Source organism: Mesorhizobium sp. A556, assembly GCF_054489545.1.
The window spans coordinates 244770-267865 of record NZ_JBTMXA010000001.1 but is presented as its reverse complement, the minus strand read 5'-3'; the positions used below and the strand labels follow the sequence as shown (position 1 = coordinate 267865).

The window sequence follows — 23096 nt, the reverse complement described above, 5'->3', positions numbered from 1 at the left end:
CGATTATCGTGACTTTAGTGAACAGTCGGTTTGGTGTATAGGGCGGGCATTCAACTTTGGAGAGATGAAATGCCAACTTCCGCTTCCACAGCCGGTTTCGGCTCCGCTTCCAGCGCTTCGGCCGTCGTTCTGGCCGGTCGCGTTCTCTTGTCGATCCTGTTCATCATCGCCGGCTACAGCAAACTGACGGCGATCAGCGGCACGGCCGGCTGGTTCGCCTCGATCGGCTTGCCGATGCCGACCGCCACCACGGTCGTCGTCGGCCTTGTCGAACTGCTTGGCGGCCTTGCCATCCTGGTCGGCTTCAAGACCCGCATTGCCGCAATCGTCGTCGCGGTCTTCGTCCTGGGCGCCACGGCTGTCGCCCATCTCGATTTCTCGCAGGCCGGCAATGCTCTTATGCTGCAGAAGAACCTGGCCATCACCGGTGGCTTGCTGCTGCTGGCCATTCTCGGCGCCGGCCCGCTGTCGATCGACGGCCGCCGCCGCTGACCACAGCCTGCCTCTCGTAAAAAAGCCCGGAGCGATCCGGGCTTTTCTCATTTCGCGGGCACGTTGCGGCTGCGAACCTATCCCTCGACCTTGAGGACGAGCCGGCGGTTCGCTATTTTTGCCAGTTGCGCCAACCGGCCAACGGGGCGCTCGCCATAGAGGCCGGCTAAATCGGCCGGAAGCACCAGCGCCAGTGCGCCATCGCCCTTTTCTTGCCATTTCAGCCGGGGAATGACGCCGGGCATCGCTGCCGACAGGATATAGACGACCCGCATGGTGGCGGCGAGCAGACGGGCACGCTCCAGATAACGCGGCGTCGCCAGCGACTTTAGCTCGGCCGCCGAATCATCGAACAGCCCTTCATGGCGAAACAGATTGGTGAGCGCCAGAAAAGCGCGACCCGGATGGTCCACGCCGATGAAAGAGGCGTGCGCGATGATGTTGAGCGACTGCTTGCCGCGATATTCAGGATGCGCCCGCCAGCCGATGTCAGCCAAAAGGCAAGCCGCCCGCCGATAGCGCGCCTCGTCCTCGGTCTCGTCGACGCCGAACGCGGCGAAGGTCTGGCCGGTCCACGCCGCCAGTTCATGGGCATGGGCCGTCGAGCGCGAACGCAGCCGGGCCAGTTCGTCGGCCGCCGAAATCAGCGGATCGACCTTCTGCACGTCCGCGTCGAGCAGCGAGTACAAAAACCCTTCGCGCACGCCGAGCGCCGATACGACGATCTTCGACGGCTTCATCGCCGCCAGCACTTCCTGAAGCACGATCGCGCCATAGGGCAGCAGGGAACGGCGGTTCTTCGATATGCCTTCGATGCCCTTGGTCTTGTCCAGATCGCCCTTGGCCACCTGCCTCAGGAAACTTGCAGCACTTTCAATCCCGATTTCGTAGTGGTGCATGACACCGAGCGGATAGTTCGTCATTTCCATGTGCAGGCGCGCCAGGTTTCGCCAGGTGCCGCCGACCGCGTAAAACGGCCTGCCCTGCCCGTTCTTCAGCAAGTCGGCGCCCGCGACTTCTTCGCGCGCGATGCGCGCCGCCTGGGCGAGCGAGTTTTTCGCCATGTCCTGCAAGCGCAAACCACCAAGCGGCAAGGTGACGCCGACGGTACGAATGTCGCCCTCGATATCGACAAGCTCCAGGCTGCCGCCGCCCAGGTCGCCCGAAATACCATCGACCGGCCTGAAACCGGAGATGACGCCAAGGCCGGAATAGTAGGCTTCCTCGTGCCCGCTCAGCACCCGAATCTCGGTTTCCAGCACGGCTTCGGCGCGCCGAATGAAATCGGGGCCGTTGATCGCCTCGCGCGCGGCGGCCGTTGCCAGCACATACATGCGCTCGGCACCCGCCTGTTCGGAAAGGCTGCGAAAGCGCCGGAACTCCGCCATGGAGCGCGTCACCGCTTCCGGATCGAGCCTGCCGGTCGAAACGATGCCGCGCCCGAGGCCGGCCAGCATCTTCTCGTTGAACAGCACGGTGGGCGAGCGCGACAATCCCTCGTAGATGACAAGGCGGATCGAGTTCGAGCCGATATCGATCACAGAGACCGGGCGGCGGTCCTGGAGCCGCCCTTGCGACGCGGAATTCATCCGCCCGCTGCTGCGTTCTGTTTCTTGCGGCGCTTGAACTGCGCGATGCGCTTCGGCGCGTGCGACTTCAGCGCGTCACCCCTTCCCGACAGGCTCGGATTGGTCATGAAATATTCCTGCGCGTTGAACGGTTCTTCGCCTTCCTCCAGCACCACTCGCCGGGAGGTTCCGTCTGCCAATACGTCGAAACTTTGCTGGTTGTCCATGATGTTGCCCAGCATGATCTGGCCAAGGATCTGTTCATGCACAGTCGGGTTGGTGATCGGCACCATGGTTTCGACCCGGCGGTCGAGGTTGCGCGGCATCAGGTCGGCCGAACTGATATAGACGATGGCCTCGTCCGACGGCAGGCCATGGCCGTTGCCGAAGCAATAGATACGGCTGTGCTCGAGAAAGCGCCCGACGATCGATTTTACCTTGATATTCTCGGACAGGCCCGGCACCTGCGGCCGCAGGCAGCAGATGCCGCGCACCACCAGGTCGATCTCGACCCCTGCCCGGCTTGCCTCGTAGAGCGCGTCGATGATGATGGGATCGACCAGCGAGTTCATCTTCATCCAGATGCGCGACAAGCGCCCTTCGCGCGCGTGCACAATCTCGTCGGCGATATGTTTCAGGATACGGCTGCGCAGCGTGAACGGGGAAATCGCCAGCCGCATTTCCTCCGCCGGCTCGGCATAGCCGGTGATGAAATTGAAAAGCTGGGCGACATCGCGCGCGATCGTCGGGTCGCTGGTGAAGAAAGACAAATCCGTATAGATGCGCGCGGTGACGGGATGGTAATTGCCGGTGCCAAGATGGACGTAGTTGCGCAACTTGCCGTCTTCGCGCCGCACCACCAGCGACATCTTGGCGTGCGTCTTCAGTTCGAGGAAACCGAATACGACCTGCACGCCGGCCCGTTCCAGGTCGCGCGCCCAACGGATATTGGCCTCTTCGTCGAACCGGGCCTTGAGTTCGACCAGCGCCGTCACCGACTTGCCGGCTTCGGCGGCATCGACCAGCGCGCGCACGATGGGGCTGTCGTTGGAGGTCCGGTAAAGCGTCTGCTTTATCGCCACGACGTCAGGGTCGGCCATGGCCTGGCGCAGGAACTGCACCACGACGTCGAATGATTCGTACGGGTGGTGAACGACGATGTCCTTCTCCCGAATGGCGGCAAAGCAGTCTCCGCCATGCTCGCGGATACGCTCGGGGAAGCGTGGATTGTAGGGAACGAACTTCAGATCGTCGCGCGCCACCGCGACAATTTCGGAGATCTGGCTCAAGGCCAGAAGCCCGGCCAGCACACTGATGCGGTTGGCCGCGACGCCGAGTTTCCCGGCAACAAAATCGCGCAACTCTTCCGGCATCCGGTTGTCGAACTCGATGCGGATGACAGAGCCGCGCCGCCTTCGCTTCAGCGCCGTTTCGAACAGGCGCACAAGATCCTCGGACTCCTCCTCGACCTCGATGTCGCTGTCACGGATGATCTGGAACGTGCCCGAACCCTTGACCTCATAGCCCGGAAACAGCCGGCCGATATAAAGCCCCACGACCTCCTCCAGCGGGATGAAGCGGACATGGTTCTTGCGGTCCGGCAGGCGGATGAAGCGGCGCAGCGCGACCGGCAGGCGCAGGAGCGCGCTCATTTCCTCGCTGTTCTTGCGGTGGCGCAGTTGCAACGCCATCGAGAAGCCAAGGTTTGGAATGAACGGGAACGGATGCGCCGGATCGATGGAAAGCGGGGTCAGCACCGGAAACACCTGTTCCTGGAAATACTCGTCTAGCCATACCCTCTCATCCTTGGTCAGCGAATCGCCGGTAATGCTCTCGATGCCCTGCTTGTGAAGCAGCGCCATGAGCACGGCCAGGCTCTTCTGCTGGTCTTCCTGCAGGCGCTCCACTTCGCGCAGCAACTGGTCGAGTTGCTGCTGCGGCGTGCGCCCGTCGGGGCTTTTCAGGGAAATGCCCTCGCGCACCTGACCGGCAAGACCGGCCACGCGCACCATGAAGAACTCATCGAGGTTTGCCGCCGAAATCGACAGGAAGCGCACCCGCTCGAGCAGCGGGTGGTTGGCGTTCAGCGATTCTTCGAGCACACGACGGTTGAACTGCAGCCAGGAAAACTCGCGGTTGACGAACCGGTCGGGATTGCCGCTCTCGGCGATTGCGGTCACCACATTGGCAAATTCGGTCTGGACCGGCTTCAACTCGTTCATTTTTCCGCTCTTGCCCATATTCAACCGGGTGCGCCGGTAAGGTCCTGTTGCCGATTGTGATCTAGCCGGCTCAATCTATCCTGTGGCACGGTTTTACGACAGTTTCATTTCATCGATCTTGCAAAAGCCCGCCTTATGTTCCAAACGCAGCAAGTCCGACTGAATTGAGACGGAGAAGAAAATGGCCGGCGGTTCCATTCCACATTTCCAGAACGATGCTGGCCATGCGGCCATCGACATCGGCGTCAAGGAGTTCATGTGCGTCGGCGCCAATGCGCCGTTCGATCATCCGCATGTTTTCCTCGACATGGGCGACGACAACGAAAAAGTCTGCCCCTATTGCTCGACGCTCTATCGCTATTCGCCTTCTCTGAAGGCAACCGAGACGCATCCCGCCGGCTGCCTGTTCATCGAACGCGCAGCCTGAACGGCAAGCTGCCGCTCGATGGATGACACGGTCGCCCGGCGCATCGTCATTGCCGGGGCAGGCATTGGCGGGCTGACGGCAGCGCTGGCTTTTGCCAGGCGCGGCTATTGCGTGCAAATGTTCGAGCAGGCGGCGCGCCTCGAAGCAGCCGGTGCTGGCATCCAGCTTTCGCCCAACGCCACCCATATCCTAGATCGTCTGGGCGTCCTTGAACGGCTGCGGCCGTTCGCGGTGCAGCCGCAGGCCGTTATCTTGAAAGACGCCGCAAGCCTGCGCACGCTGGCCACGGTTCCCCTCGGGACAAGCGCACAGGCGCGCTGGAAATCGCCCTATCTCGTCACGCACCGGGGCGACCTGCAAAAAGCACTGGTGGATCAGGTTGCAGAGATTCCGGAAATACGGCTCGCCACCGGCGCCCGCGTCGAAGGCGTCACCTGCCATTCGCGCGGGATAACCGCTTCCGTTGCCGCCGGCAGCAAGACCCAGGAAATCGGCGGCGTCCTGATGGTGGGCGCAGACGGCGTCTGGTCGACCATGCGCGGGCTTGTCGGCACCCAGATCGCCAGCAAATTTACCGGCGAACTGGCATGGCGAGCGACGATGGCGGCCGATACCCCGTCAGGCGCAGCCTTTGCGCAAATCACGTCGCCGAACTGCGTGACGACCTTCCTGCATCCCGGCTTTCACCTTGTCGCCTATCCGATGCGCGGCGGCGCGGCATTCAACCTCGTCGCCTTCACCAAGGGCGAACGGATTGCCGAAGGCTGGTCGGGGTCGCCCAACCTCTCCATCCTCGACAAAGCCCTGCATGGCATCGCGCCCGCTCTGGCGCGAATAGCGCACGATGCCGGGCCGTGGACGGCGTGGCCAGTCCACACTGTCGGCCCCGGCAATGACTGGACTTCGCCCGACGGCATCGCGCTCATCGGCGACGCGGCGCACGCCATGACGCCCTTTGCCGCGCAGGGAGCGGCAATGGCCGTCGAAGATGGCGCGACCCTTGCCGCATATGTCGAGGGGCATCGGGAAAATCTTCCCGAAGCGTTGGCCGCATGGGAAAAATCCCGCAAGGCGCGCATCGCCAGGGTTGCCCGCCGCGGTGCCCTCAACCACCTCGCCTGGCACGCCGCCGGCCCCGTGGCGCTGGCGCGCAACCTGCTCTTGAAAATGCGCGCGCCGCAAAAGCTCGCCGCCGATCTCGATTGGCTCTACGGATGGCGCGCTCCCGAACCTACGGACCCAATGAGCAGCCGCACCGAAAAATAGGGCCAAGGCAGCCGCCAAACGCAAAAAGAGCCCGGCCGGCTTGCGGTCGGGCTCCCTTGTGGGAAACCGGGCGCTCAGTGCAGGATCTGGCTCAGGAACAGCTTCGTGCGTTCATGCTGCGGGTTGTCGAAGAACTGGGCCGGCGTATTCTGCTCGACGATCTGGCCCGCGTCCATGAAGATCACCCGGTTGGCGACCTTGCGGGCAAAACCCATCTCGTGCGTCACGCACAGCATGGTCATGCCTTCCTCGGCGAGGCTAACCATCGTTTCCAGCACTTCCTTGATCATTTCCGGATCGAGTGCCGAAGTCGGCTCGTCGAACAGCATGATGCGCGGATTCATGCAGAGCGAACGGGCGATTGCCACGCGCTGCTGCTGGCCACCGGAAAGCTGGCCCGGATATTTGTTGGCCTGCTCGGGGATCTTGACCCGCTTGAGGAAATGCATGGCGATTTCCTCGGCTTCCTTCTTCGGCGTCTTGCGTACCCAGATCGGAGCCAGCGTGCAGTTCTCCAGAATGGTCAGATGCGGAAACAGGTTGAAGTGCTGGAACACCATGCCGACTTCGCGGCGCACCTCGTCGATCTTCTTCAGATCGTTGGTCAGTTCCTTGCCGTCGACCTTGATGGTGCCCTTCTGGTGTTCTTCCAGCCGGTTGATGCAACGGATCATCGTCGACTTGCCGGAGCCCGAAGGCCCGCAGATGACGATGCGCTCGCCGCGCATCACCTTCAGGTTGATGTCCTTCAGCACATGGAACTCGCCATACCATTTGTGCATGGCGACGATCTCGATGGCGACATCGGTGTCCGATATCTGCATCTTGGCGGCGTTGACCCTGATCTCTTCCGCGCTGACTGCGTTTTCTACGGCCATAACCCGTTCCCTTTTTCTATTTTTTATCGATGGCCGGTATCGAGCCGGCGTTCCATGAACATCGAGTAGCGCGACATTCCAAAGCAGAACAGCCAGAAGACCAGCGCGGCAAATACCAGTCCGGAGATCGGCGTCTGCGGCGATGCCCAGGTGGCGTCCGAAAAGTTCTGCCGAACCACACCCAGAAGGTCGAACATCGAAATAATGTAGACCAGGCTGGTATCCTTGAACATGCCGATGAACGTGTTGACGATGCCGGGAATGACAAGCTTCAACGCTTGCGGCAAGACGACGAGAACCATCTTCTGCCAATAGCCCAAGCCGAGCGAATCGGCACCCTCATACTGCCCTTTGGGGATGGCCTGCAGACCGCCGCGAACCACTTCCGCCATATAGGCCGAGGCGAACATGGCAACGCCGATCAGCGCCCGCAGCAGTTTGTCGAACGTAACGCCTTCCGGCAGGAACAGCGGCAGCATCACGCTGGCCATGAACAGCACCGTGACCAGGGGAATGCCGCGCACCGTCTCGATGAAGACGATGCAGACAAGCTTGACCACCGGCATCTTCGAGCGCCGGCCCAATGCCAGCACCACACCGAGCGGCAGCGAAACGGCGATACCGACGAAGGACAGCACCAGCGTGACCAGCAGGCCGCCCCAGCGCGGCGTCTCGACATGGGTCAACCCAAACCAGCCGCCCGTCAGCAGCACGAACGCCACCACCGGAAACACGAAGAAAAACAGGACGGCATTCAGGCCCTTGCGCGGAATCCTCGGTATCAGCAAAGGCACAAGCAGCGCGACGAACATGATCGCGACCAGGATCGGGCGCCAGCGCTCTTCGATGGGGTAGCGGCCGAACATGAACTGGCCGAACTTGGCGTTGACGAACGCCCAGCAGGCGCCCGACCAGCCGTCTGGCTGGATACCGCCGCCCTGCGCCGCCGTTGCGCAGAAAGAACGGTCGGTGCCGGTCCACTGGGCGTTGATAAAGGCCCACTCGATGAACGGCGGCAGGATATAGGCGACCAGCAGCAGGCCGATGACCGTCAGCACCGAATCGCCGACGGTAGCGAACAGGTTCTTGCGAACCCATCCGCCCAGGCCCCGCTCGCTTCTCGGTGCCGCCTGGGCAAGCGCCATTTCGACTCTGACGAAGGAAAGATCGTGTTCTTGCATGGCGTTATCTTTCCACCAGCGCCATTTTGGCATTGAACCAGTTCATGAACACCGAGGTGGCAAGGCTGATGCCGAGATAGATCACCATCCAGATCACCACGATCTCGATGGCCTGGCCGGTCTGGTTCAGCACAGTGCCGCCCGTGGCCACGAGGTCCGGATAGCCGATGGCGATGGCCAGCGAGGAGTTCTTGGTCAGGTTCAGATACTGGCTGGTCAGCGGCGGTATGATGATGCGCATGGCCTGCGGCACCACGACAAGCCGAAGAATCTGCTTCGGCCTCAGCCCCAACGCCTCGGACGCCTCCGTCTGCCCTCTGTTGACGCCGATGATGCCGGCGCGCACGATCTCCGCTATGAACGCGGCCGTGTAGAAGGACAGCGCCAGATAGAGCGACAGGAACTCCGGCTTGACCTGGAAGCCGCCGCTCAGGTTGAACGTGGATTGCTTCGGCATGTCGAAAGTCAGCGGAAACCCGGTAAGCACGAACGCCAGAAGCGGCAGGCCGACAATCAGCGCGACGGATGCCCAGAATATGGGAAAAGGCTGGCCAGTCGCCATCTGCCGTTGGCGCGCCCGTCTCGCCACGAACCATGCCATGGCGATGCCCACCACCAGCGCAAGCCCGATCAGCGACGCCCCCTCGCCCCAGACCGCCTTGGGGAAATAAAAGCCGCGATTATTCAAAAAGGCGCCAAGTGGCAGGTGGATGCTGTCTCTGGATCCCGGCAACACCGAAAGCACGCCGAAATACCAGAAGAAGATCACCAGAAGCGGCGGGATGTTGCGAAACAGCTCAACATAGACGGTGCAGATCTTGCGGATCAGCCAATTTCGGGAAAGCCGGCCGATCCCGACAATGAAGCCGATGATGGACGCCGTAACGATACCCACAGCCGCAACGATGAGCGTGTTGAGAAAGCCCACCAGAATGGCGCGGCCATAGGTGGAATCCGATGTATAGGCGATCGGGCTCTCGGAAATATCGAACCCCGCCCGGCTGTTCAGGAACGCGAAGCCGGATGCGATATTGGATCGCCTCAGATTGTCGGTAACGTTGTGAACGATCCACCATACGCCCGCGACAAGCAGTATGATGACCACGACCTGAAAGAAAATTCCGCGTACCTTCGGATCGTTGATGAAGGAACTGCGACTGCTCTTATCACCTTCAAGAATATCTTGCGATGCCATGCGGCAGTCTCCCTGATGAGAGAAGCCGAAGGGCGGGAAACCCCACCCTTCGGAACCTGCTCTGCTCGATCAGCGGATCGGCATGGCGTATTGCAGACCACCCTTGGTCCACAAGGCGTTCAGGCCGCGAGCGATCTTCAGCGGGCTGCCCGAGCCGACATTACGCTCGAAAATTTCGCCGTAATTGCCGGTGGCCTTGAGGATGTTGACGACCCAGTCGTTGGTCAGGCCAAGGTCGGTGCCGATCTTGGTATCCTTCTCCGAACCCAGCACGCGCTTGATCTCGGGGTTGGGCGAATTCTTCATCTCCTCGGCATTGGCCTGGGTAATGCCCAGTTCCTCGGTCTGCAGCAGCGCATAATACGTCCAGCGAACGATATGGAACCACTGGTCGTCGCCCTGGCGAACGGCAGGCCCGAGCGGCTCCTTGGAGATGATTTCCGGCAACACGACATGGTCGTCCGGCGCGGTAAGCGTGAGCCGGATGCCATAGAGGCCGGACTGGTCGGTCGTATAGACGTCGCAGCGGCCGGAATCATAGGCGGCATTGACCTCTTCCAGCTTCTCGAAGACGACCGGGTTGTACTCCATCTTGTTCGACTTGAAGTAGTCGGCAAGGTTGAGTTCGGTGGTCGTGCCGGCCTGCACGCAGACGGCGGCGCCCGAAAGCTGAAGCGCGGAATTGACGCCCGGAAGCTTCTTCGCGTTAATCATGAAGCCCTGGCCGTCATAATAGGTGACGCCCGCGAAATTCAAGCCAAGCGCGGTATCGCGGTTGATGGTCCACGTCGTGTTTCGCGACAATATGTCGATCTCGCCCGACTGCAGCGCGGTAAAGCGCTCCTTGGCGCTGAGCGGCGTAAACTTCACCTTGGTGCCGTCGCCAAACACGGCGCCGGCGAGCGCACGGCAGAAATCGACGTCCAGGCCCTTCCACTCACCCTTGTCGTCGGGCGCGGAAAACCCGGCAAGGCCGGTCGAGACGCCGCATTGAATAAAACCCTTGGCCTTGACGTCGGCGAGCGTGCTTGCCGAGGCAGCCGAAGCCACCAGACCGAGCGTGGCGGCACCGAAAATGCCGAGTGCAATGTGTTTCATGACCCACTTACCCTTTTCTATTATTCAGGCAGAACCTGAGCTTTTTTTTCCCTTGCGAACGCAGCTTGCAGTTTCGGCCCACTTCCGAAACGAGCATCGGGGTTGATGCGTCGAGCGTCTCCCGTTCACGATAGGCATCGAAAGCGATTATTTTCGTGAGGTCAAGGGAAATGACCGAATCCGAAACAGTTTGGAAAACAAATCCGCAAGCGACCGCCGCGCCCGGCGGAGGCGTCGAATCTCGTGGCTGCGGCCAGTCCCGCGATTTGGCCTAGCGAACGCGGCCTCGTGGCAAGGGCCAGGCTGTTGCGTCGCCAGGATCGGCGCTCTAAGGCTAACCTCTTTCACTGATCGGCGGGACCATGACAAAAGACGGCATTGAACTGGGAACCAATACGCGGCTTGCCCATATCGGGAGCAACCCGCGCGATTATTTCGGCTTCGTCAACCCACCGGTCGTGCATGCATCAACAGTGCTTTTCCCCGACGCGGCAACCCTTGTATCGCGTGCGCAAAAATACACCTACGGAACGCGCGGCACGCCCACCACCGACGCGCTGGCGCAGGCCATGGACACATTGGAGGGGTCCGCCGGGACGATCATCGTACCGTCCGGCCTGGCCGCGGTGACGGTGCCGCTGCTGAGCTTCGCGTCCTCGGGCGACCATGTATTGATCGTCGATTCCGTCTATGGCCCGACGCGCCATTTCGCCGACACCATGCTGGTGCGGCTTGGTGTCGAGGTGCAATATTACGACCCCCGCATCGGCGCGGAAATCGAGCGGCTTCTCAAGCCGAACACCACCGTCGTCTTCACCGAATCACCGGCATCCAACACATTCGAAGTGCAGGACATCCCGGCGATCGCCAAAGCCGCGCACGCCGCCGGCGCCATCGTCATGATGGACAATACCTGGGCAACGCCGCTGCTTTTCCGCCCGCTCGATCACGGCGTCGACGTCTCGATCCACGCGGCGACGAAGTATCCGGCCGGTCATTCCGATGTGCTGCTCGGCACCGTATCGGCGAACGAAGCCTGCTGGCCAAAGCTCCACGAGGGTTTCGTCACGCTTGGCTGCTGCGCCGGGCCGGACGACGTCTATCAGGTCCTGCGCGGGCTTCGCACCATGGGCGTGCGGCTGGAGCGCCACCAGAAGAGCGCGCTCGACCTCGCCACATGGCTGGAAGCGCAGCCGGGCATCGCGCGCGTTCTCCATCCGGCACTTCCCAGCCATCCCGATCATGAATTGTGGAAGCGCGATTTCAGCGGCTCGAGCGGCGTCTTCTCCATCGTGCTTGCAGGCGGCGGCCAGAAGCAGCAGCATGCCTTCCTCGATGCCTTCCAGATTTTCGGCCTGGGCTATTCCTGGGCGGGCTTTGAAAGCCTCGCCGTGCCGGTATTCCTGGGCGACCGGACCATTCCGGTATCGTACGAAGGCCCGCTGATCCGCCTGCAAATAGGATTGGAGGATGTCGAGGATCTGAAGGCCGACCTGGAGCGCGGCCTGTCCGCCGCCGCACGGGCTTGACCGAGGCCAGCGCGCCTATTGCCTATTACTCGACAGGAGACCGTTTGTTCCAGCGCAAAGACCAAAGCCCCGCCTGATGTATCAAGCGTGAACCGGCAGACCGCAGCGGTGCGCTGAGAGGAATATCATGGCCGAAGAAAAAGAGAAACGAACCGTCACGACTTCTTCCGAAGCCGCAAGCGGCGCTGAATCGGACAATACGCTGTTGCCGATGCTGGTTGCCGGCCTGATCATGATCGTGATCGGCGCTATCGTCGTCATGACGTTCGTATAACGATACGGACGACTGCAAGATTGGCGATCCCGGCAGGGCTCGAACCTGCGACCATCGGCTTAGAAGGCCGGGCGATCTTCAATGAATTCAACGATAGTTCCAAGAACCCGCATGCTTCAGCGCGTGGAACATATCACGAAACTTGGAACCACTTAGCCGGGTTTCCTCATGTGGGTTTAGGCTCTATGGGAGATCAGGATGCGCGCCGGGATGAAGTCTCGCCGCGTATACCCTCAAACCTCGACGGCTTGTCTGCCGGTCATGCTTTCTATTTTTATCCGGTAGAAAAGATGGTTCGATGCGCCTGCGACAGGGGGCAGCATAGGCTTTAAGCCGCCCGGCTCCCACCAGTTGGCATGCTTTTGGAGCAGTGACCATGCGTGGTCTCGCGCGACTTTGGTACCTATCCTATCGGGCAATTCCTCAAACACGCCATAAACGACCACGCTCTTCCAACTGCGAACGGACGACAGATCATCTATCTGCACACAGACTTTCGGGTTCGAGCGCATCCACTCGACTTTTTGACCGGTCATCGAGAAAATATAGAGATGGCGGTCGGCAAAGGCGTAATGGATAGGCACCACGTAGGGCTGCCCCTCCCTCGCACAGGCCAAACGCGCCAACCGACCAGCCGAAACGACGGCGGTGTTCTCCTGCTCAGTCATTTCTCTTACAATCATTGTCGGATGCTCCTGTAACCCGGCTCACTGCGGCGCCCTTTTGAGCATACTGCAATTTGTGACCGCGTTTAGAAAGCTATTGCCATATCCGACAACGTCCCACCCCAGACCAAGCACCCGAAGCTGATCCTTGCCGTCTTGGTCGGCCCCAGTCTTTCTCAGACCGGTCGGTGCGATCGCCCGATGTGTGAATCCCATATAATCGAGCCCATAGCTGTTGGGCTCGATTATAACGCCGACCTCGCGGCAGATGCTGGGTCAATGCGTGGTTTGGGAGTGTTCGCCGCCAGGCTTAGATATGCCTCCAAGCGCCTCACCAGCATGTGTGGGTTCGCTATTCGTCGCAAGGTCTCCAAGCGAAACGATACCTACCAGCCGCTTTTCCCGATTAAGTACAGGAAGACGCCGCACCTGAATGTTGCCCATGTTCTCCAAGACGTTGGCGATCTCCTCATCGTCGAAGCAGTATTTGACTTCGGTCGACATAACCTCGCGAACCGGAGTGTCGGGCCCCAATCCGGCAGCCATGCCGCGGACGGTGATATCACGATCGGAGACCATACCGATAAGCCGACTGTTATCAGCCACTGGAAGTAGTCCGACGTCGAGAATTGCCATAGCCTTGGCGGCGTCACGCAGCGTCACGTCCGGCTTGGCGAAACGGACATCCTTAGTCATACATTCGCTTACTCTCATGGTTTTCTCCCTGAGTTCGAGCCCCGACGCTTTACTTGCTGAGAAAGGCAAATGAAACGGTCGCGAAATCGTTCCAACAATTTTCACCTCCCAGGCGATGATATCGACGTACTTGTCGACTGCAGCCCTGACCACTCGAACCGCACGAGTCGGGAAGCCACCCCGGATATCGGGGAGTATGGGCCGCCGACAACGCTATTCGTCAGCGGCGATGTGCCGGATATGGAGTAACGCTCATAGCCTCACGGTGATCGAAGCAAACGGCGAGTCTTCGGCCGATCGCTAGTTCGACAATTATCGCTACGAGTGCATCATCGTCCTCGACGCATTCGGGGCAAGCGCTACGAATGGACTGGATCGTGGCTTTCGTGGACACGACGTCGCAGCTTGTGAACTTAGACAGGATCGAGGACACGAACTTATTCGCGCTCATTTGCTGCATAGGAAGTTCGGCCGACAGTGTCATCCTACCCTCCCACAAGGGCATGCCGCCGCCACGGAAAACGATACGCCGTTCTCGGCGCAGCGCGAGTCTTATTTTGGTCCCGCCAAGGGAGCAGGAAACAAGCTTGGCGCATTGGCGTCTGTCGTGAATGATTGACGCTGTATCTGCTCAGGCAAATTCGCAACAAAAGCCCGCCATCCCGAGGGTGACGGTGGCCGGCTCTCAGGGAGCGTGGATGGTGAAATCCTCTTCGCGTCACGCCATGGCGGAAAAACGCGATGCGAAGAAACTGACGCACCCGCAGAAAGTTCCATTTCCAAACCCAAAAAAGCCCGCACCGGCGAACCGAAACGGGCAATTGTCTCGAGGTATGGGACACCTCTATCGCGTGGAGGGGGATACGCGATTGTTCATATAACGCGGCGGATACGATATCGTTCCCGAAACGCGACAAGCCCGCGCATCCATCAACGCGCATAGCTTCGCCGTTTCACATTGCATCCGATATCGGATGGTGGTTGGATAGTTGCGGAGGTTGGGTAAGAGGAGGCAGCAATGCGTTTGCATCAGCGTGGCGTCGATCTGCTGGTCAATCTCATGGACACCCAGGATCATTTCGACAACGTCAGCCGTGAAGAACTTCGCCAGCTTATCCACGAGGCGGTGATTGTTTTCGGACAGATTATCGAGAGAGACACTCCGGAAGAACCCGACGAAAAGCCAATGGCCGGGCCCGCACGCTTGGTGTAGGCCAAGGCAAATTCTCGGATAAGCGTGTGCATGGGGTCACAAATCCGTGTGACGGCCCTTGTCTGCCTTTTGCTGAATTTTCCGTCTAACCTCCTCCACGGCGACGGCCAGAAGTGTATCGACCTCCTCAAGATCGGTGTGATCTTCACACGTCGAGATGTAGCGCCGGAGGTCTTCGATGGTTCTGCGGACATGCTGCATAGAGGGCTCCTATCCGCCGCAATCGTGGCAAAAGAAATAGGTTCCGCAAAATCGGAAAAACAAGCGGCAAACACAGGTTCCAGCGCATCCATCAGGACACGCGGGCGATCATATTGCTGGCGGCAGAATGACTCGCATTCCTGTCGGAAAAGCGCATGGTGGTCTAATGACCAAAGTGCGCCTCAACCACACGCTCGATTGCAAGGCCTGCGGGACAATCCAGATGGATATCCCTGAAGGCGCGGCCGAGCACACAGAGATTCATTGCAGCAATTGCGGTGTCGTTCTGGGCGAGTGGGGCGCGCTACAGGATGATTTCGCCAGCCAGATCAGAGACGCTGCGTCCATCGACCTGAACCACGGCACAATCACCAAGCAGTCCTGAAACGGTTATTTTAGCCCGAGAGATTTCAGCAGGATACGAGCTTCTCTGACGATTGATGACCGGTTCATCCCAATCAGCTGGATAATGCCCCTGATCTGATCGTCGGTTGCACCAGTTTCCACGGCGAGCATTCGCACGTAATGCGTAAGGTCCGGTTGGGAAGCAGATTGAGCCATAAGTGTTCCAATCCGGCTCACGGGGAGCCCATTCGCAGATAATACTCCCTCAGATGCAAAAAGCGCGCCACTCTGGACCGAAGCGGTGGTAGCGGAGAGCGACTTCGCTGATGGACTGCAACGGGCGATAATGTTGATGGTTCCGCGCACGAAGAAAAAGCCCGCCACCGGAGGGACAGGTGACGGGCTCTCTGGAGTCGAGGATGGACATCCTCTTCCGCGTGCGTCCACGCGATCGTTCTAAAATGACTATCCAAGCGGGTAGTTCCATCGAAAGCAAAAAACCCGCCACCCTGGGAGGAAGGTGACGGGCAATTGGGTCGGGGAATGGGGGAACCCCTATCGCGGGTGGGATAGCGCGACTGTCATCCAAACGATGATACGGCGGTTTTGTTCCGTGTTGAGACGTCAGATGCGCACTGCTGGGTTTTGCTTGACACCCACCAATGTTCTTGTATTGTTCTCGTACTGCAAGCCCCTCGCAGTCGGCCCTGCCTTCCCCTGTCCCCAACGTCCCCAGGCAGGGCCAATCCCTTCTTATGAAGGACGATCTCCTCAATGTCCGACAACGTCCTGCCCAGACCAAGCACCCGAAGCTGATCGTCGTCGTCGCATTCGACCGTGGCGAGGATGGAACGAATTACCTGTCCACCCATTGGCTCTTCCGAGCAGCCCTTCGCTCGGTAGCATTTGGAGGCACAGTTGAAAAAGTTTTTATCAGCACTTTGCGCGGGATCAGTTAGCTTAGCTTTTGGGATGACTGGCGTCGCTCCCTCTGTCGCGGGTCCGGTCGTGCCTATGAACCAGATGACCACGTCGGGCGTCCAACCGGACTTCCAAACGATCCAGTACAAGAAGCGATTGAAGAAGCGCCCCAGACATCAATCGAATGCCAACCGGCGTGGGCACTGGAAAGGGTATACAGGTCGGCGCGATCGGCGCCGCGACTATCGCCGTCACTCGGACGGTTTCTGGTATCCCTTGGCAGCGTTTGGGCTGGGCGCAGCTATCGGCGGCGTGATCGCCAATCAGCCGCAGCGCGGCAACGCACACGTTCAATGGTGTTACGGTCAGTATCGCAGTTACCGCGCCTCGGACAACACGTTCCAGCCCTACAACGGGCCTCGGAAGCAGTGCTATTCGCCATATTGAGTCAGGTCTATTGACGTGGAGAAGGCGGATTTCGGGCCGCCTTTTCTATTCATCAGTGGTGATGTGCCGGACATGGAGTAAGCCTACATTTTGGAGCGGAGAGATTATAAAATGACTGCGATATCTGGGCGTACGAAAATTCTGCCGGTCTTAGTGCTGTTTCTGGCGGCCTTCGTCATTGGATGCGTCTACTTCGGCATTATACAGACCATTCTCGCCGTCGCGTTTGTCGCCACCGCAGCTATGCTTTCTACGTTCCTGATTGTGGCAGCATCCAGAAAAGCTTATTGACCACAAACGCAAAAAGCCTAAGCATCCATCACTGTGCGGGTCCGGTTGGTCGATGCGGCCACCCGCGCCGCACAGGTCGACCCCGATTTTGACCCGGCCGGCTACTTCAATTTCGCTCGACGGACCAAAGTGGCCGGTCCTGCGCTGTCGCAGGACTTCCTCGCACGCGCCAGCGTTTACATGCAGGACTTGGGCGCCGATACCGCGGGCAACTCGCTCGCGATGATGTTCAAGGCGTTCGTGCTTGAAGCTGTCGGCTCGGCCGGCGGGAAGAAGTACCTCGAAGAGCGCGATCGGCTTGGCATCCGCAAGAACGGCAAGCTGGTCGACCGTGAACAGTTCGGCTCCGACCCGGACGAATGGGTGCTGAAGCATCTGATCCCCGCGCTAAAGCGCGATGGCGTTGACATGACCAACGATACGGCAGTCGCTACGGCAGTCGGCAAGCTGTCCGGCAACACCAATGCTACCGCGCTGCTCACACGTATGATTACGCAGCAGGAGCAAATTCAGCGTTGGTTGTCGAACAAAGATAACGCGATGGGGCTGGACGCTGCAAAAGACGTCCGCTTCGAAGATCCGTTCGTCGGTTGGACGGGCTTCAAGAAGTCGCTGGAAAACCTGTCTGCTGCATTGATACCGATCGACGGAATCAACGCCGGTTTGAACGGACTGCCATCGGAACGCTTGGCAGGCGCTCGCTGGCGCTAATGGACGCCTACCTTGCCGCGTTCCCATGCGAAGTCGGGGCCATCTTACGCAATCGCAGCGGGGCGATTTACTCGCGGTTCACGCTACCCGATGATTTCGGGGCCGTCAGAGAATTGTGTTTTCCGGGGGATAAGCGGACACTGGCCGATATGCGCCGCTCAGGAGCAATCGAGGCTCAAGCTGGCGGGGCCACGACATCGGAGACAGCGGCCAAAATGGCCAACTCCATTTCAACCTCAAACGCGCTGCACAAGACCTATCAGCCGGTCGATTTGGAGACGGTCAGGCAGGCCGATGCCGCCCGCCGATTGGGTCGGACACGGCTGCGCGCGAGAACAAATAATGATTGAAAGTTGGAACTCGCCGGGTATGGCAGTTGGAACTTTCCACCGTGAATTATTACTATCTATTTGAAATCGTTGGCGATCCCGGCAGGGCTCGAACCTGCGACCATCGGCTTAGAAGGCCGGTGCTCTATCCAACTGAGCTACGGGACCGGTTGCCGGCCGCCAGGGCCGGCGCATGGGCCGGCCACAACTGACCGGCTTTCCTGGGTCAATGGGTCCAGGGCGTCCTGCGGTCAAAACGAAAATTGTCCGAATAGGAAATCTGGCGGCGCTTGGCCTCCTTCGGTTCCTCGACCCGGAAAGCCAGGCCTTCCTTTTCCGCATAGGCAACCGCCTCCTCGCGCGTCTCGAAGACCAGCCTGATCTGGCTGCGCATGTCGCTCGACGTGGTGTACCCCATCAAGGGGTCGATCTTTCTTGGCTGCTGGGGCGCAAACTCCAATACCCAATAGCCGGTCTTGGCCTTGCCGGACTGCATTGCCGTCTTGGTCGGGCTGAAAATACGAGCGGACATGAAAACCTCATTGCTGCTCCGGCGGAAGCACCGCCTCGACATATGTTGCCCGGTGCTTACCGCCCATTTACGCCAACGGCAAGAGCGATGGTTTTTGCGCTTGCTTTGCTGCGCCGAAATCAATAGGCAACACGGCGTCGGAGTGTAGCGCAGCCTGGTAGCGCATCTGGTTTGGGACCAGAGGGTCGGGAGTTCGAATCTCTCCACTCCGACCATTCATCATCAAGGGCATCTTGCGCTTCGCCGCCTCGAGCGCTTCTACACCGCCTTCAGATATCGAACTCACTTTGCCCTTCATCCATGGAACTAACCGCGTCGGCGGCGAGCGCGCGCGTGATGCGCGTCTTTTGTTCCAGCGCCAGGCGGTCCAGCTTCTCCACCAGCCGCATGGCCGTTCCCAGCGAGCGTTCGATGCGGCGGGCGAGATATTGCACGACATGCGGCTCCACCTCGATCTGGCGGTCCGCGAAAAGCTTGGTGATGACGCCGGCGAGCAGCAAATCGTCCGGCTCGTGGATCTCCACCGTCGCCGCCGCCTTCAGCCGGGATGCCAGATCGGGCAGCGTCACATCCCATGCGCCGGGAAAGCGCCGTGCCGTCAGCAACAGATGCGAGCCCGCCCCGCGAACGGCGTTGATCAAATGAAAAAGCGCGGCCTGGTCGATGGCGGCAGCGTCGATATCGTCGATCAGGACCGAGCGGGAAACTGCCCGGCCCGCGCTGTCGCCAATCCGGCGACCGTCCACCTGCAAGGCGTCCGCCCTTTCACGCCAGATGGAGGCGAGATGCGTCTTGCCCGAACCCGTCGGGCCGGCGAGCACCACCACCGGCGACGGCCAGTGCGGCCAGCCATCCACCAGAGCGACGGCCTGTTCGTTGGCGCGCGAGACGACAAGGTCGTCGCGCGTATAACCGGTGCCGTGCCCCAGATCGAGCGGCAACTGGCGCGGCTTTCCCGTTTTCTGCATCATTCGCGCGTCTGCGGCGTCTTGCGCCGGGCGGCCGGCAACGGTGCAGGCTCCGCGCCGTGTCCCTTGTAAAGCGGCGATTCGAGGTAGCGGGCAATCGCAAAACGGACCAGGACGGCAACCGCGGCGGCAGCCGGCACGGCGATCAGCAGGCCGACGAAGCCGAACAGCGCACCGAAGGCGAACAGCGAAAACATCAGCCAGACCGGGTGCAGGCCGACGCTTTTTCCGACCAGTTTCGGCGACAGGATGTTGCCTTCGATGAACTGGCCGACAAAGAACACCGCGGCAACCGCAACAACCATGGTCCAGTCCGGCCAGAACTGGACGAAGGCGACGCCCACCGCCAGCACCAGCCCCGTCAGCGAACCGACATAGGGAATGAAGCTGATCAGGCCCGCGAAAAGGCCGATGAGGATGCCGAAATTCAGGCCCGTCAGCGTCAGTCCCACGGCGTACATCGCGCCAAGCACTAGGCACAACGTACCTTGCCCGCGAACGAAGCCGGCGGTGGACGTATTGATATCGGTTGCGATCGCCCGCACCGTCTGGACGTGATCGCGCGGCACCCAGCTATCGACGGTCGCGACCATGCGGTCCCAGTCGAGCAGCATGTAGAAGGCAACCACCGGCGTCACCACGAACAGGCTGACGATCGACACCAGAGCCATGCCGGAACTCCAGATCGACGTAAACACCGTCGTCAACAAGCCGAAGCCCGAGGTCAGCACCGAGTTCAGCCCTTCCTTCAGGCTCGCCGCATCGACGCCGAACCTTTGCTCCAGCCACTGCGGATCGAAGCTGGTGATCAGCGTTTGCAACCGGGTCAGGTACTCGGGCAGTTTGCCGGCGAAGTCCGTCATTTGGGTAGCCAGCACCGGCACCAGAATGACGAAGGCAAGCACCAGCACGACGATGAAGGTGATGAGGATAACCACCGTGGCCATGACGCGCGACAGGCCGATTCTTTGCAGGCGGTCGGCAACCGGGTCGAGAAAATAGGCCAGCACCAGGCCGGCAACGAAGGGAAGCAGAATGTCGCTGAAGATGTAGAGGAAAAGCGCCAAGATAAGCGCGGCGACCAGCCAGAAGCTTACCTGACGCCGAAAAGCCGTCGAGGCCGCCACGGCGGCAGCGAGATCTTCAGCCGTTGGGGGTGCCGCCTTCGCCATAACCACTCATATGTCTCAGCCAAGCCACGAGATAGGCTGCGGCCGAACCTACGGTCAAGAGCCCGGACAGGATTATCAGCGCAGGGCGCAAGTCGCCGATATCGACGCCGAAAGCGAGTTCGCTCAACACCAAAGCCGCCAGCACCAGTTGCATCGCGGTATTGGCCTTCGATACCAGAAGCGGTTTCATCTCCACGGGCTGGCTCATGACGCTGGATAAAAGCACCGCGAAAACGATCAGTACGTCGCGCGAAACCGCGGCGACGACCAGCCATAAGGGCAGTTCGCCGGCAATTCCCAGTACGACGAAAACGCTTACCAGAAGCAGCTTGTCGGCCATCGGATCGAGATACGCTCCAAGGCGCGACGCCTGATTGAAATGCCGGGCGATGAACCCGTCGACCCCATCCGAGACACCGGCGACGACAAACCCGGCAAAGGCCCAGTTCCAATGCGCCTGCAGCATGGCCAGAACCACGCCGGGCACCAGCACAAGGCGCAGGATCGTGATCATGTTTGGAATGGTCACCTGATCTCCCGTCGGTTAGCTTGCGATACATGGTCAGGATCGAGGCGCACCGCAAGGGTCGGCATGCTGTCCACGGTTTTCTCGGGCTTGGCGCCGGGCGGATCGTCGGTTGCCTTGCGGGACGCGGCAGTTCATGCGAAGAGCCGCATCGAGCAGGAAAATGGCGATGACCGACAAGAAGAACGGGCTCACCTACGCCCAGGCAGGCGTCGATATCGACGCCGGAAATCTCATGGTCGAGAAGATCAAGCCGCTGGTGCGCACCACGCGCCGGCCGGGAGCCGATGGCGAGATCGGCGGCTTCGGCGGCCTCTTCGACCTCAAGGCCGCAGGCTTTGTCGACCCGGTGCTGGTCGCCGCAAATGACGGCGTCGGCACCAAGCTAAAGATCGCCATCGAGGCCGGCAAGCACGACACGATCGGCATCGATCTGGTTGCAATGTGCGTCAACGACATCGTCGTGCAGGGCGCCGAGCCACTGTTCTTCCTCGACTATTTCGCCACCGGAAAACTCGACCCGGACCAGGGCGCGGCGATCATCAGTGGCATCGCAGAAGGCTGCCGGCAGGGTGGCTGCGCACTGATCGGCGGCGAGACGGCCGAAATGCCGGGCATGTATCACGGCAAGGATTACGATCTCGCCGGCTTCGCCGTCGGCGCGGCCGAACGCGGCCAGCTTCTGCCGACCGACGACATCGTCGAAGGCGACGTGCTTCTGGGCCTCGCCTCGTCAGGCGTTCATTCGAATGGCTTTTCGCTGGTTCGCCGCATCGTCGCAGCCAGCGGCCTTGCCTGGGATGCGCCCGCGCCTTTCGCAAAGGACCTCACGCTGGCCGAGGCCCTGTTGGAGCCGACGCGCATCTATGTGAGGTCGATCCTCAAGGCGATCCGCAACACGCATGGCATCAAGGCGCTGGCCCATATCACCGGCGGCGGTTTTCCCGAAAACATCCCGCGCGTGCTGCCCAAGGATTTTTCCGCCGAACTCGATCTCGACGCCATCGACGTGCCGCCGGTGTTCTCGTGGCTCGCCAAAACGGGCGGCGTCGCGCCGGAAGAAATGATGCGTACCTTCAACTGCGGCATCGGCATGATCATCGTCGTGGCGTCCGGTCAGGCGGCGCAGGTCGCCGCCGTGTTGCAGGAGGCCGGCGAAAAGGTCGAGCCGATCGGCCGCATCGTGCCGCGCCGGGATGCCGGCGTGCTTTATCGGGGCGCCATCGACCTATGATGACACCGCGCAAACGCACCGCCATCCTGATTTCCGGGCGCGGCTCCAACATGACCGCGCTGATCGCGGCCGCCGGCGACAAGGACTATCCGGCCGAAATCGTCGGCGTCCTTTCCGACAAGGAAAACGCCGCGGGCCTCGGCATCGCAACGGCGAGCGGCATTCCGGTCCAGGCGATCCCGCGCAGCGGTTACGCAAGCAAGGAGGCCCACGACGCGGCCATCGACGCGGCGCTTTCGGCGCTGAATGCCGAGATCGTGGTGCTGGCCGGCTATATGCGGCTTTTGACACCCAAATTCGTGGAAAAATGGCAGGGCCGGATGATCAATATTCATCCCTCGCTGCTGCCGTCCTTCAAGGGCCTGGATACGCATAAACGCGCGCTGGAAGCCGGCATGCGCGTCCATGGCTGCACGGTGCATTTCGTCACCTCGGCGATGGACGACGGCCCGATCATCGCACAGGCGGCGGTCCCCGTGCTCGTTGGTGACCGCGAGAACGACCTGATCGCACGCGTGCTCAAGGCCGAGCACCGGCTTTACCCGCAGGCGCTGAAACTGGTGGCGCAAGGCAAAGCGCGCATGGAAGGCGGGCGCACCGTGTTTTCCGGCTTTGCCGACGACAGTGAAAAAGGCACGACCCTCATCACCGCCCCAAACCCGCTCGAAGAAGGCCCGGTCGACCTCGAACAACTGGCGCGGATCATGCCATAGGG

General features: G+C 60.6%; 26 protein-coding genes and 2 tRNA genes. 14 read left to right on the top strand and 14 right to left on the bottom strand.

Translation table 11 applies throughout. From position 1 onward, the window contains the following. Positions 1-69 precede the first annotated feature (69 nt). A complete protein-coding gene (locus ACX3P0_RS01320) occupies positions 70-492 on the top strand; it encodes a DoxX family protein (RefSeq protein ID WP_459086022.1) in 423 nt (140 codons plus the stop codon). A 77-nt stretch (positions 493-569) separates the two neighbouring features. Here the strand turns inward: ACX3P0_RS01320 and ppx are convergent, their stop codons facing one another. Both ppx and ACX3P0_RS01310 read right to left on the bottom strand, forming a co-directional pair. Continuing rightward, on the bottom strand, positions 570-2081 hold the full coding sequence (gene ppx, locus ACX3P0_RS01315; RefSeq protein ID WP_459086021.1) for an exopolyphosphatase: 1512 nt from the start codon (positions 2079-2081) through the stop codon (positions 570-572). Then, on the bottom strand, positions 2078-4282 hold the full coding sequence (locus ACX3P0_RS01310; protein WP_459081051.1) for an RNA degradosome polyphosphate kinase: 2205 nt from the start codon (positions 4280-4282) through the stop codon (positions 2078-2080). Before ACX3P0_RS01310 ends, ppx begins: the two co-directional genes overlap by 4 nt. 181 nt (positions 4283-4463) lie before the next feature. On the opposite strand from ACX3P0_RS01310, the gene ACX3P0_RS01305 reads away from it, so the two are divergent. Then, a complete protein-coding gene (locus ACX3P0_RS01305; protein WP_459086019.1) occupies positions 4464-4709 on the top strand; it encodes a zinc-finger domain-containing protein in 246 nt (81 codons plus the stop codon). Positions 4710-4727: 18 nt separating this feature from the next. Further along, on the top strand, positions 4728-5975 hold the full coding sequence (locus ACX3P0_RS01300; protein WP_459086017.1) for an FAD-dependent monooxygenase: 1248 nt from the start codon (positions 4728-4730) through the stop codon (positions 5973-5975). A 74-nt stretch (positions 5976-6049) separates the two neighbouring features. On the opposite strand, the gene ACX3P0_RS01295 is transcribed toward ACX3P0_RS01300, so the two are convergent. The 4 genes from ACX3P0_RS01295 to ACX3P0_RS01280 all read right to left on the bottom strand — a co-directional run bounded on the left by ACX3P0_RS01295 (position 6050) and on the right by ACX3P0_RS01280 (position 10327). Then, positions 6050-6853, bottom strand: coding sequence for an amino acid ABC transporter ATP-binding protein (locus tag ACX3P0_RS01295; RefSeq protein WP_459081048.1), 804 nt, complete (start codon positions 6851-6853; stop codon positions 6050-6052). Between the two features lie 23 nt (positions 6854-6876). After that, a complete protein-coding gene (locus ACX3P0_RS01290) occupies positions 6877-8034 on the bottom strand; it encodes an amino acid ABC transporter permease (protein ID WP_459081047.1) in 1158 nt (385 codons plus the stop codon). Positions 8035-8038: 4 nt separating this feature from the next. Beyond that, complete coding sequence (locus ACX3P0_RS01285) at positions 8039-9229, bottom strand: amino acid ABC transporter permease (RefSeq protein ID WP_459081046.1); 1191 nt, start codon at positions 9227-9229, stop codon at positions 8039-8041. A 69-nt stretch (positions 9230-9298) separates the two neighbouring features. After that, positions 9299-10327 carry an amino acid ABC transporter substrate-binding protein gene (locus ACX3P0_RS01280; RefSeq protein ID WP_459086015.1) on the bottom strand — a complete coding sequence of 343 codons (1029 nt, stop codon included), beginning with the start codon at positions 10325-10327 and terminating at the stop codon, positions 9299-9301. A gap of 362 nt (positions 10328-10689) precedes the next feature. Here ACX3P0_RS01280 and ACX3P0_RS01275 point away from each other — a divergent pair, with 362 nt between their 5' ends. Both ACX3P0_RS01275 and ACX3P0_RS01270 read left to right on the top strand, forming a co-directional pair. Continuing rightward, positions 10690-11856, top strand: a complete 1167-nt coding sequence (locus tag ACX3P0_RS01275) for a cystathionine beta-lyase (protein WP_459086013.1) — start codon at positions 10690-10692, stop codon at positions 11854-11856. A gap of 127 nt (positions 11857-11983) precedes the next feature. Then, entirely contained in the window at positions 11984-12130 is a 147-nt protein-coding gene (locus tag ACX3P0_RS01270) for a hypothetical protein (RefSeq protein WP_459081043.1), read from the top strand. 233 nt (positions 12131-12363) lie between these two features. On the opposite strand, the gene ACX3P0_RS01265 is transcribed toward ACX3P0_RS01270, so the two are convergent. Together ACX3P0_RS01265 and ACX3P0_RS01260 are read right to left on the bottom strand one after the other, a co-directional pair. Beyond that, a complete protein-coding gene (locus ACX3P0_RS01265; protein ID WP_459086011.1) occupies positions 12364-12813 on the bottom strand; it encodes a pyridoxamine 5'-phosphate oxidase family protein in 450 nt (149 codons plus the stop codon). A 258-nt stretch (positions 12814-13071) separates the two neighbouring features. Then, complete coding sequence (locus ACX3P0_RS01260) at positions 13072-13509, bottom strand: CBS domain-containing protein (RefSeq protein ID WP_459086010.1); 438 nt, start codon at positions 13507-13509, stop codon at positions 13072-13074. 1000 nt (positions 13510-14509) lie between these two features. Between ACX3P0_RS01260 and ACX3P0_RS01255 the strand changes: the two genes are divergently transcribed. Further along, positions 14510-14704, top strand: a complete 195-nt coding sequence (locus ACX3P0_RS01255; protein ID WP_459086009.1) for a hypothetical protein — start codon at positions 14510-14512, stop codon at positions 14702-14704. Positions 14705-14740: 36 nt separating this feature from the next. Here ACX3P0_RS01255 and ACX3P0_RS01250 read toward each other — a convergent pair whose 3' ends face one another. Further along, positions 14741-14905 (bottom strand): hypothetical protein, encoded by a 165-nt coding sequence (locus ACX3P0_RS01250; protein WP_459086008.1) that lies wholly within the window; start codon positions 14903-14905, stop codon positions 14741-14743. A 166-nt stretch (positions 14906-15071) separates the two neighbouring features. Here ACX3P0_RS01250 and ACX3P0_RS01245 point away from each other — a divergent pair, with 166 nt between their 5' ends. The 5 genes from ACX3P0_RS01245 to ACX3P0_RS01225 all read left to right on the top strand — a co-directional run bounded on the left by ACX3P0_RS01245 (position 15072) and on the right by ACX3P0_RS01225 (position 17970). Then, positions 15072-15290: a hypothetical protein gene (locus ACX3P0_RS01245; RefSeq protein WP_459086006.1), complete on the top strand. Its 219-nt coding sequence runs from the start codon at positions 15072-15074 to the stop codon at positions 15288-15290. A 932-nt stretch (positions 15291-16222) separates the two neighbouring features. Then, positions 16223-16618 (top strand): BA14K family protein, encoded by a 396-nt coding sequence (locus tag ACX3P0_RS01240; protein ID WP_459086841.1) that lies wholly within the window; start codon positions 16223-16225, stop codon positions 16616-16618. Positions 16619-16729: 111 nt separating this feature from the next. Next, a complete protein-coding gene (locus tag ACX3P0_RS01235) occupies positions 16730-16909 on the top strand; it encodes a hypothetical protein (RefSeq protein WP_459086005.1) in 180 nt (59 codons plus the stop codon). Between the two features lie 45 nt (positions 16910-16954). Then, a complete protein-coding gene (locus ACX3P0_RS01230) occupies positions 16955-17620 on the top strand; it encodes a hypothetical protein (protein ID WP_459086003.1) in 666 nt (221 codons plus the stop codon). Continuing rightward, positions 17620-17970 (top strand): hypothetical protein, encoded by a 351-nt coding sequence (locus ACX3P0_RS01225; protein ID WP_459086001.1) that lies wholly within the window; start codon positions 17620-17622, stop codon positions 17968-17970. Before ACX3P0_RS01230 ends, ACX3P0_RS01225 begins: the two co-directional genes overlap by 1 nt. Positions 17971-18040: 70 nt before the next feature. Here the strand turns inward: ACX3P0_RS01225 and ACX3P0_RS01220 are convergent. Together ACX3P0_RS01220 and ACX3P0_RS01215 are read right to left on the bottom strand one after the other, a co-directional pair. Next, positions 18041-18117, bottom strand: a tRNA-Arg gene (locus tag ACX3P0_RS01220). Between the two features lie 58 nt (positions 18118-18175). Further along, on the bottom strand, positions 18176-18481 hold the full coding sequence (locus ACX3P0_RS01215) for an ETC complex I subunit (RefSeq protein WP_459085999.1): 306 nt from the start codon (positions 18479-18481) through the stop codon (positions 18176-18178). 138 nt (positions 18482-18619) lie between these two features. On the opposite strand from ACX3P0_RS01215, the gene ACX3P0_RS01210 reads away from it, so the two are divergent. Then, a tRNA-Pro gene (locus ACX3P0_RS01210) sits at positions 18620-18696 on the top strand. Positions 18697-18750: 54 nt separating this feature from the next. Here ACX3P0_RS01210 and hdaA read toward each other — a convergent pair. The 3 genes from hdaA to ACX3P0_RS01195 are packed head-to-tail and all read right to left on the bottom strand — an operon-like array spanning position 18751 to position 21150. Beyond that, entirely contained in the window at positions 18751-19449 is a 699-nt protein-coding gene (gene hdaA, locus ACX3P0_RS01205; RefSeq protein WP_459079654.1) for a DnaA regulatory inactivator HdaA, read from the bottom strand. Beyond that, positions 19449-20621, bottom strand: a complete 1173-nt coding sequence (locus tag ACX3P0_RS01200) for an AI-2E family transporter (protein ID WP_459079641.1) — start codon at positions 20619-20621, stop codon at positions 19449-19451. The genes hdaA and ACX3P0_RS01200 overlap by 1 nt, the downstream gene beginning before the upstream one ends. After that, positions 20593-21150 carry a CDP-alcohol phosphatidyltransferase family protein gene (locus ACX3P0_RS01195; RefSeq protein WP_459079640.1) on the bottom strand — a complete coding sequence of 186 codons (558 nt, stop codon included), beginning with the start codon at positions 21148-21150 and terminating at the stop codon, positions 20593-20595. Before ACX3P0_RS01195 ends, ACX3P0_RS01200 begins: the two co-directional genes overlap by 29 nt. 166 nt (positions 21151-21316) lie before the next feature. Here ACX3P0_RS01195 and purM point away from each other — a divergent pair, with 166 nt between their 5' ends. Both purM and purN read left to right on the top strand, forming a co-directional pair. Beyond that, on the top strand, positions 21317-22381 hold the full coding sequence (purM, locus tag ACX3P0_RS01190) for a phosphoribosylformylglycinamidine cyclo-ligase (protein ID WP_459085997.1): 1065 nt from the start codon (positions 21317-21319) through the stop codon (positions 22379-22381). Next, positions 22378-23094, top strand: a complete 717-nt coding sequence (gene purN, locus ACX3P0_RS01185; RefSeq protein WP_459085995.1) for a phosphoribosylglycinamide formyltransferase — start codon at positions 22378-22380, stop codon at positions 23092-23094. The genes purM and purN overlap by 4 nt, the downstream gene beginning before the upstream one ends. The last annotated feature ends 2 nt before the right edge of the window (positions 23095-23096 follow it).

Coding starts and splice junctions, on each gene's coding strand:
- ACX3P0_RS01320 (WP_459086022.1), top strand. CDS start 70: ATGCCAACTTCCGCTTCCACAGCCGGTTTCGGCTCCGCTTCCAGCGCT.
- ppx (WP_459086021.1), bottom strand. CDS start 2,081: ATGAATTCCGCGTCGCAAGGGCGGCTCCAGGACCGCCGCCCGGTCTCT.
- ACX3P0_RS01310 (WP_459081051.1), bottom strand. CDS start 4,282: ATGAACGAGTTGAAGCCGGTCCAGACCGAATTTGCCAATGTGGTGACC.
- ACX3P0_RS01305 (WP_459086019.1), top strand. CDS start 4,464: ATGGCCGGCGGTTCCATTCCACATTTCCAGAACGATGCTGGCCATGCG.
- ACX3P0_RS01300 (WP_459086017.1), top strand. CDS start 4,728: ATGGATGACACGGTCGCCCGGCGCATCGTCATTGCCGGGGCAGGCATT.
- ACX3P0_RS01295 (WP_459081048.1), bottom strand. CDS start 6,853: ATGGCCGTAGAAAACGCAGTCAGCGCGGAAGAGATCAGGGTCAACGCC.
- ACX3P0_RS01290 (WP_459081047.1), bottom strand. CDS start 8,034: ATGCAAGAACACGATCTTTCCTTCGTCAGAGTCGAAATGGCGCTTGCC.
- ACX3P0_RS01285 (WP_459081046.1), bottom strand. CDS start 9,229: ATGGCATCGCAAGATATTCTTGAAGGTGATAAGAGCAGTCGCAGTTCC.
- ACX3P0_RS01280 (WP_459086015.1), bottom strand. CDS start 10,327: ATGAAACACATTGCACTCGGCATTTTCGGTGCCGCCACGCTCGGTCTG.
- ACX3P0_RS01275 (WP_459086013.1), top strand. CDS start 10,690: ATGACAAAAGACGGCATTGAACTGGGAACCAATACGCGGCTTGCCCAT.
- ACX3P0_RS01270 (WP_459081043.1), top strand. CDS start 11,984: ATGGCCGAAGAAAAAGAGAAACGAACCGTCACGACTTCTTCCGAAGCC.
- ACX3P0_RS01265 (WP_459086011.1), bottom strand. CDS start 12,813: ATGATTGTAAGAGAAATGACTGAGCAGGAGAACACCGCCGTCGTTTCG.
- ACX3P0_RS01260 (WP_459086010.1), bottom strand. CDS start 13,509: ATGAGAGTAAGCGAATGTATGACTAAGGATGTCCGTTTCGCCAAGCCG.
- ACX3P0_RS01255 (WP_459086009.1), top strand. CDS start 14,510: ATGCGTTTGCATCAGCGTGGCGTCGATCTGCTGGTCAATCTCATGGAC.
- ACX3P0_RS01250 (WP_459086008.1), bottom strand. CDS start 14,905: ATGCAGCATGTCCGCAGAACCATCGAAGACCTCCGGCGCTACATCTCG.
- ACX3P0_RS01245 (WP_459086006.1), top strand. CDS start 15,072: ATGACCAAAGTGCGCCTCAACCACACGCTCGATTGCAAGGCCTGCGGG.
- ACX3P0_RS01240 (WP_459086841.1), top strand. CDS start 16,223: ATGACTGGCGTCGCTCCCTCTGTCGCGGGTCCGGTCGTGCCTATGAAC.
- ACX3P0_RS01235 (WP_459086005.1), top strand. CDS start 16,730: ATGACTGCGATATCTGGGCGTACGAAAATTCTGCCGGTCTTAGTGCTG.
- ACX3P0_RS01225 (WP_459086001.1), top strand. CDS start 17,620: ATGGACGCCTACCTTGCCGCGTTCCCATGCGAAGTCGGGGCCATCTTA.
- ACX3P0_RS01215 (WP_459085999.1), bottom strand. CDS start 18,481: ATGTCCGCTCGTATTTTCAGCCCGACCAAGACGGCAATGCAGTCCGGC.
- hdaA (WP_459079654.1), bottom strand. CDS start 19,449: ATGCAGAAAACGGGAAAGCCGCGCCAGTTGCCGCTCGATCTGGGGCAC.
- ACX3P0_RS01200 (WP_459079641.1), bottom strand. CDS start 20,621: ATGGCGAAGGCGGCACCCCCAACGGCTGAAGATCTCGCTGCCGCCGTG.
- purM (WP_459085997.1), top strand. CDS start 21,317: ATGACCGACAAGAAGAACGGGCTCACCTACGCCCAGGCAGGCGTCGAT.
- purN (WP_459085995.1), top strand. CDS start 22,378: ATGATGACACCGCGCAAACGCACCGCCATCCTGATTTCCGGGCGCGGC.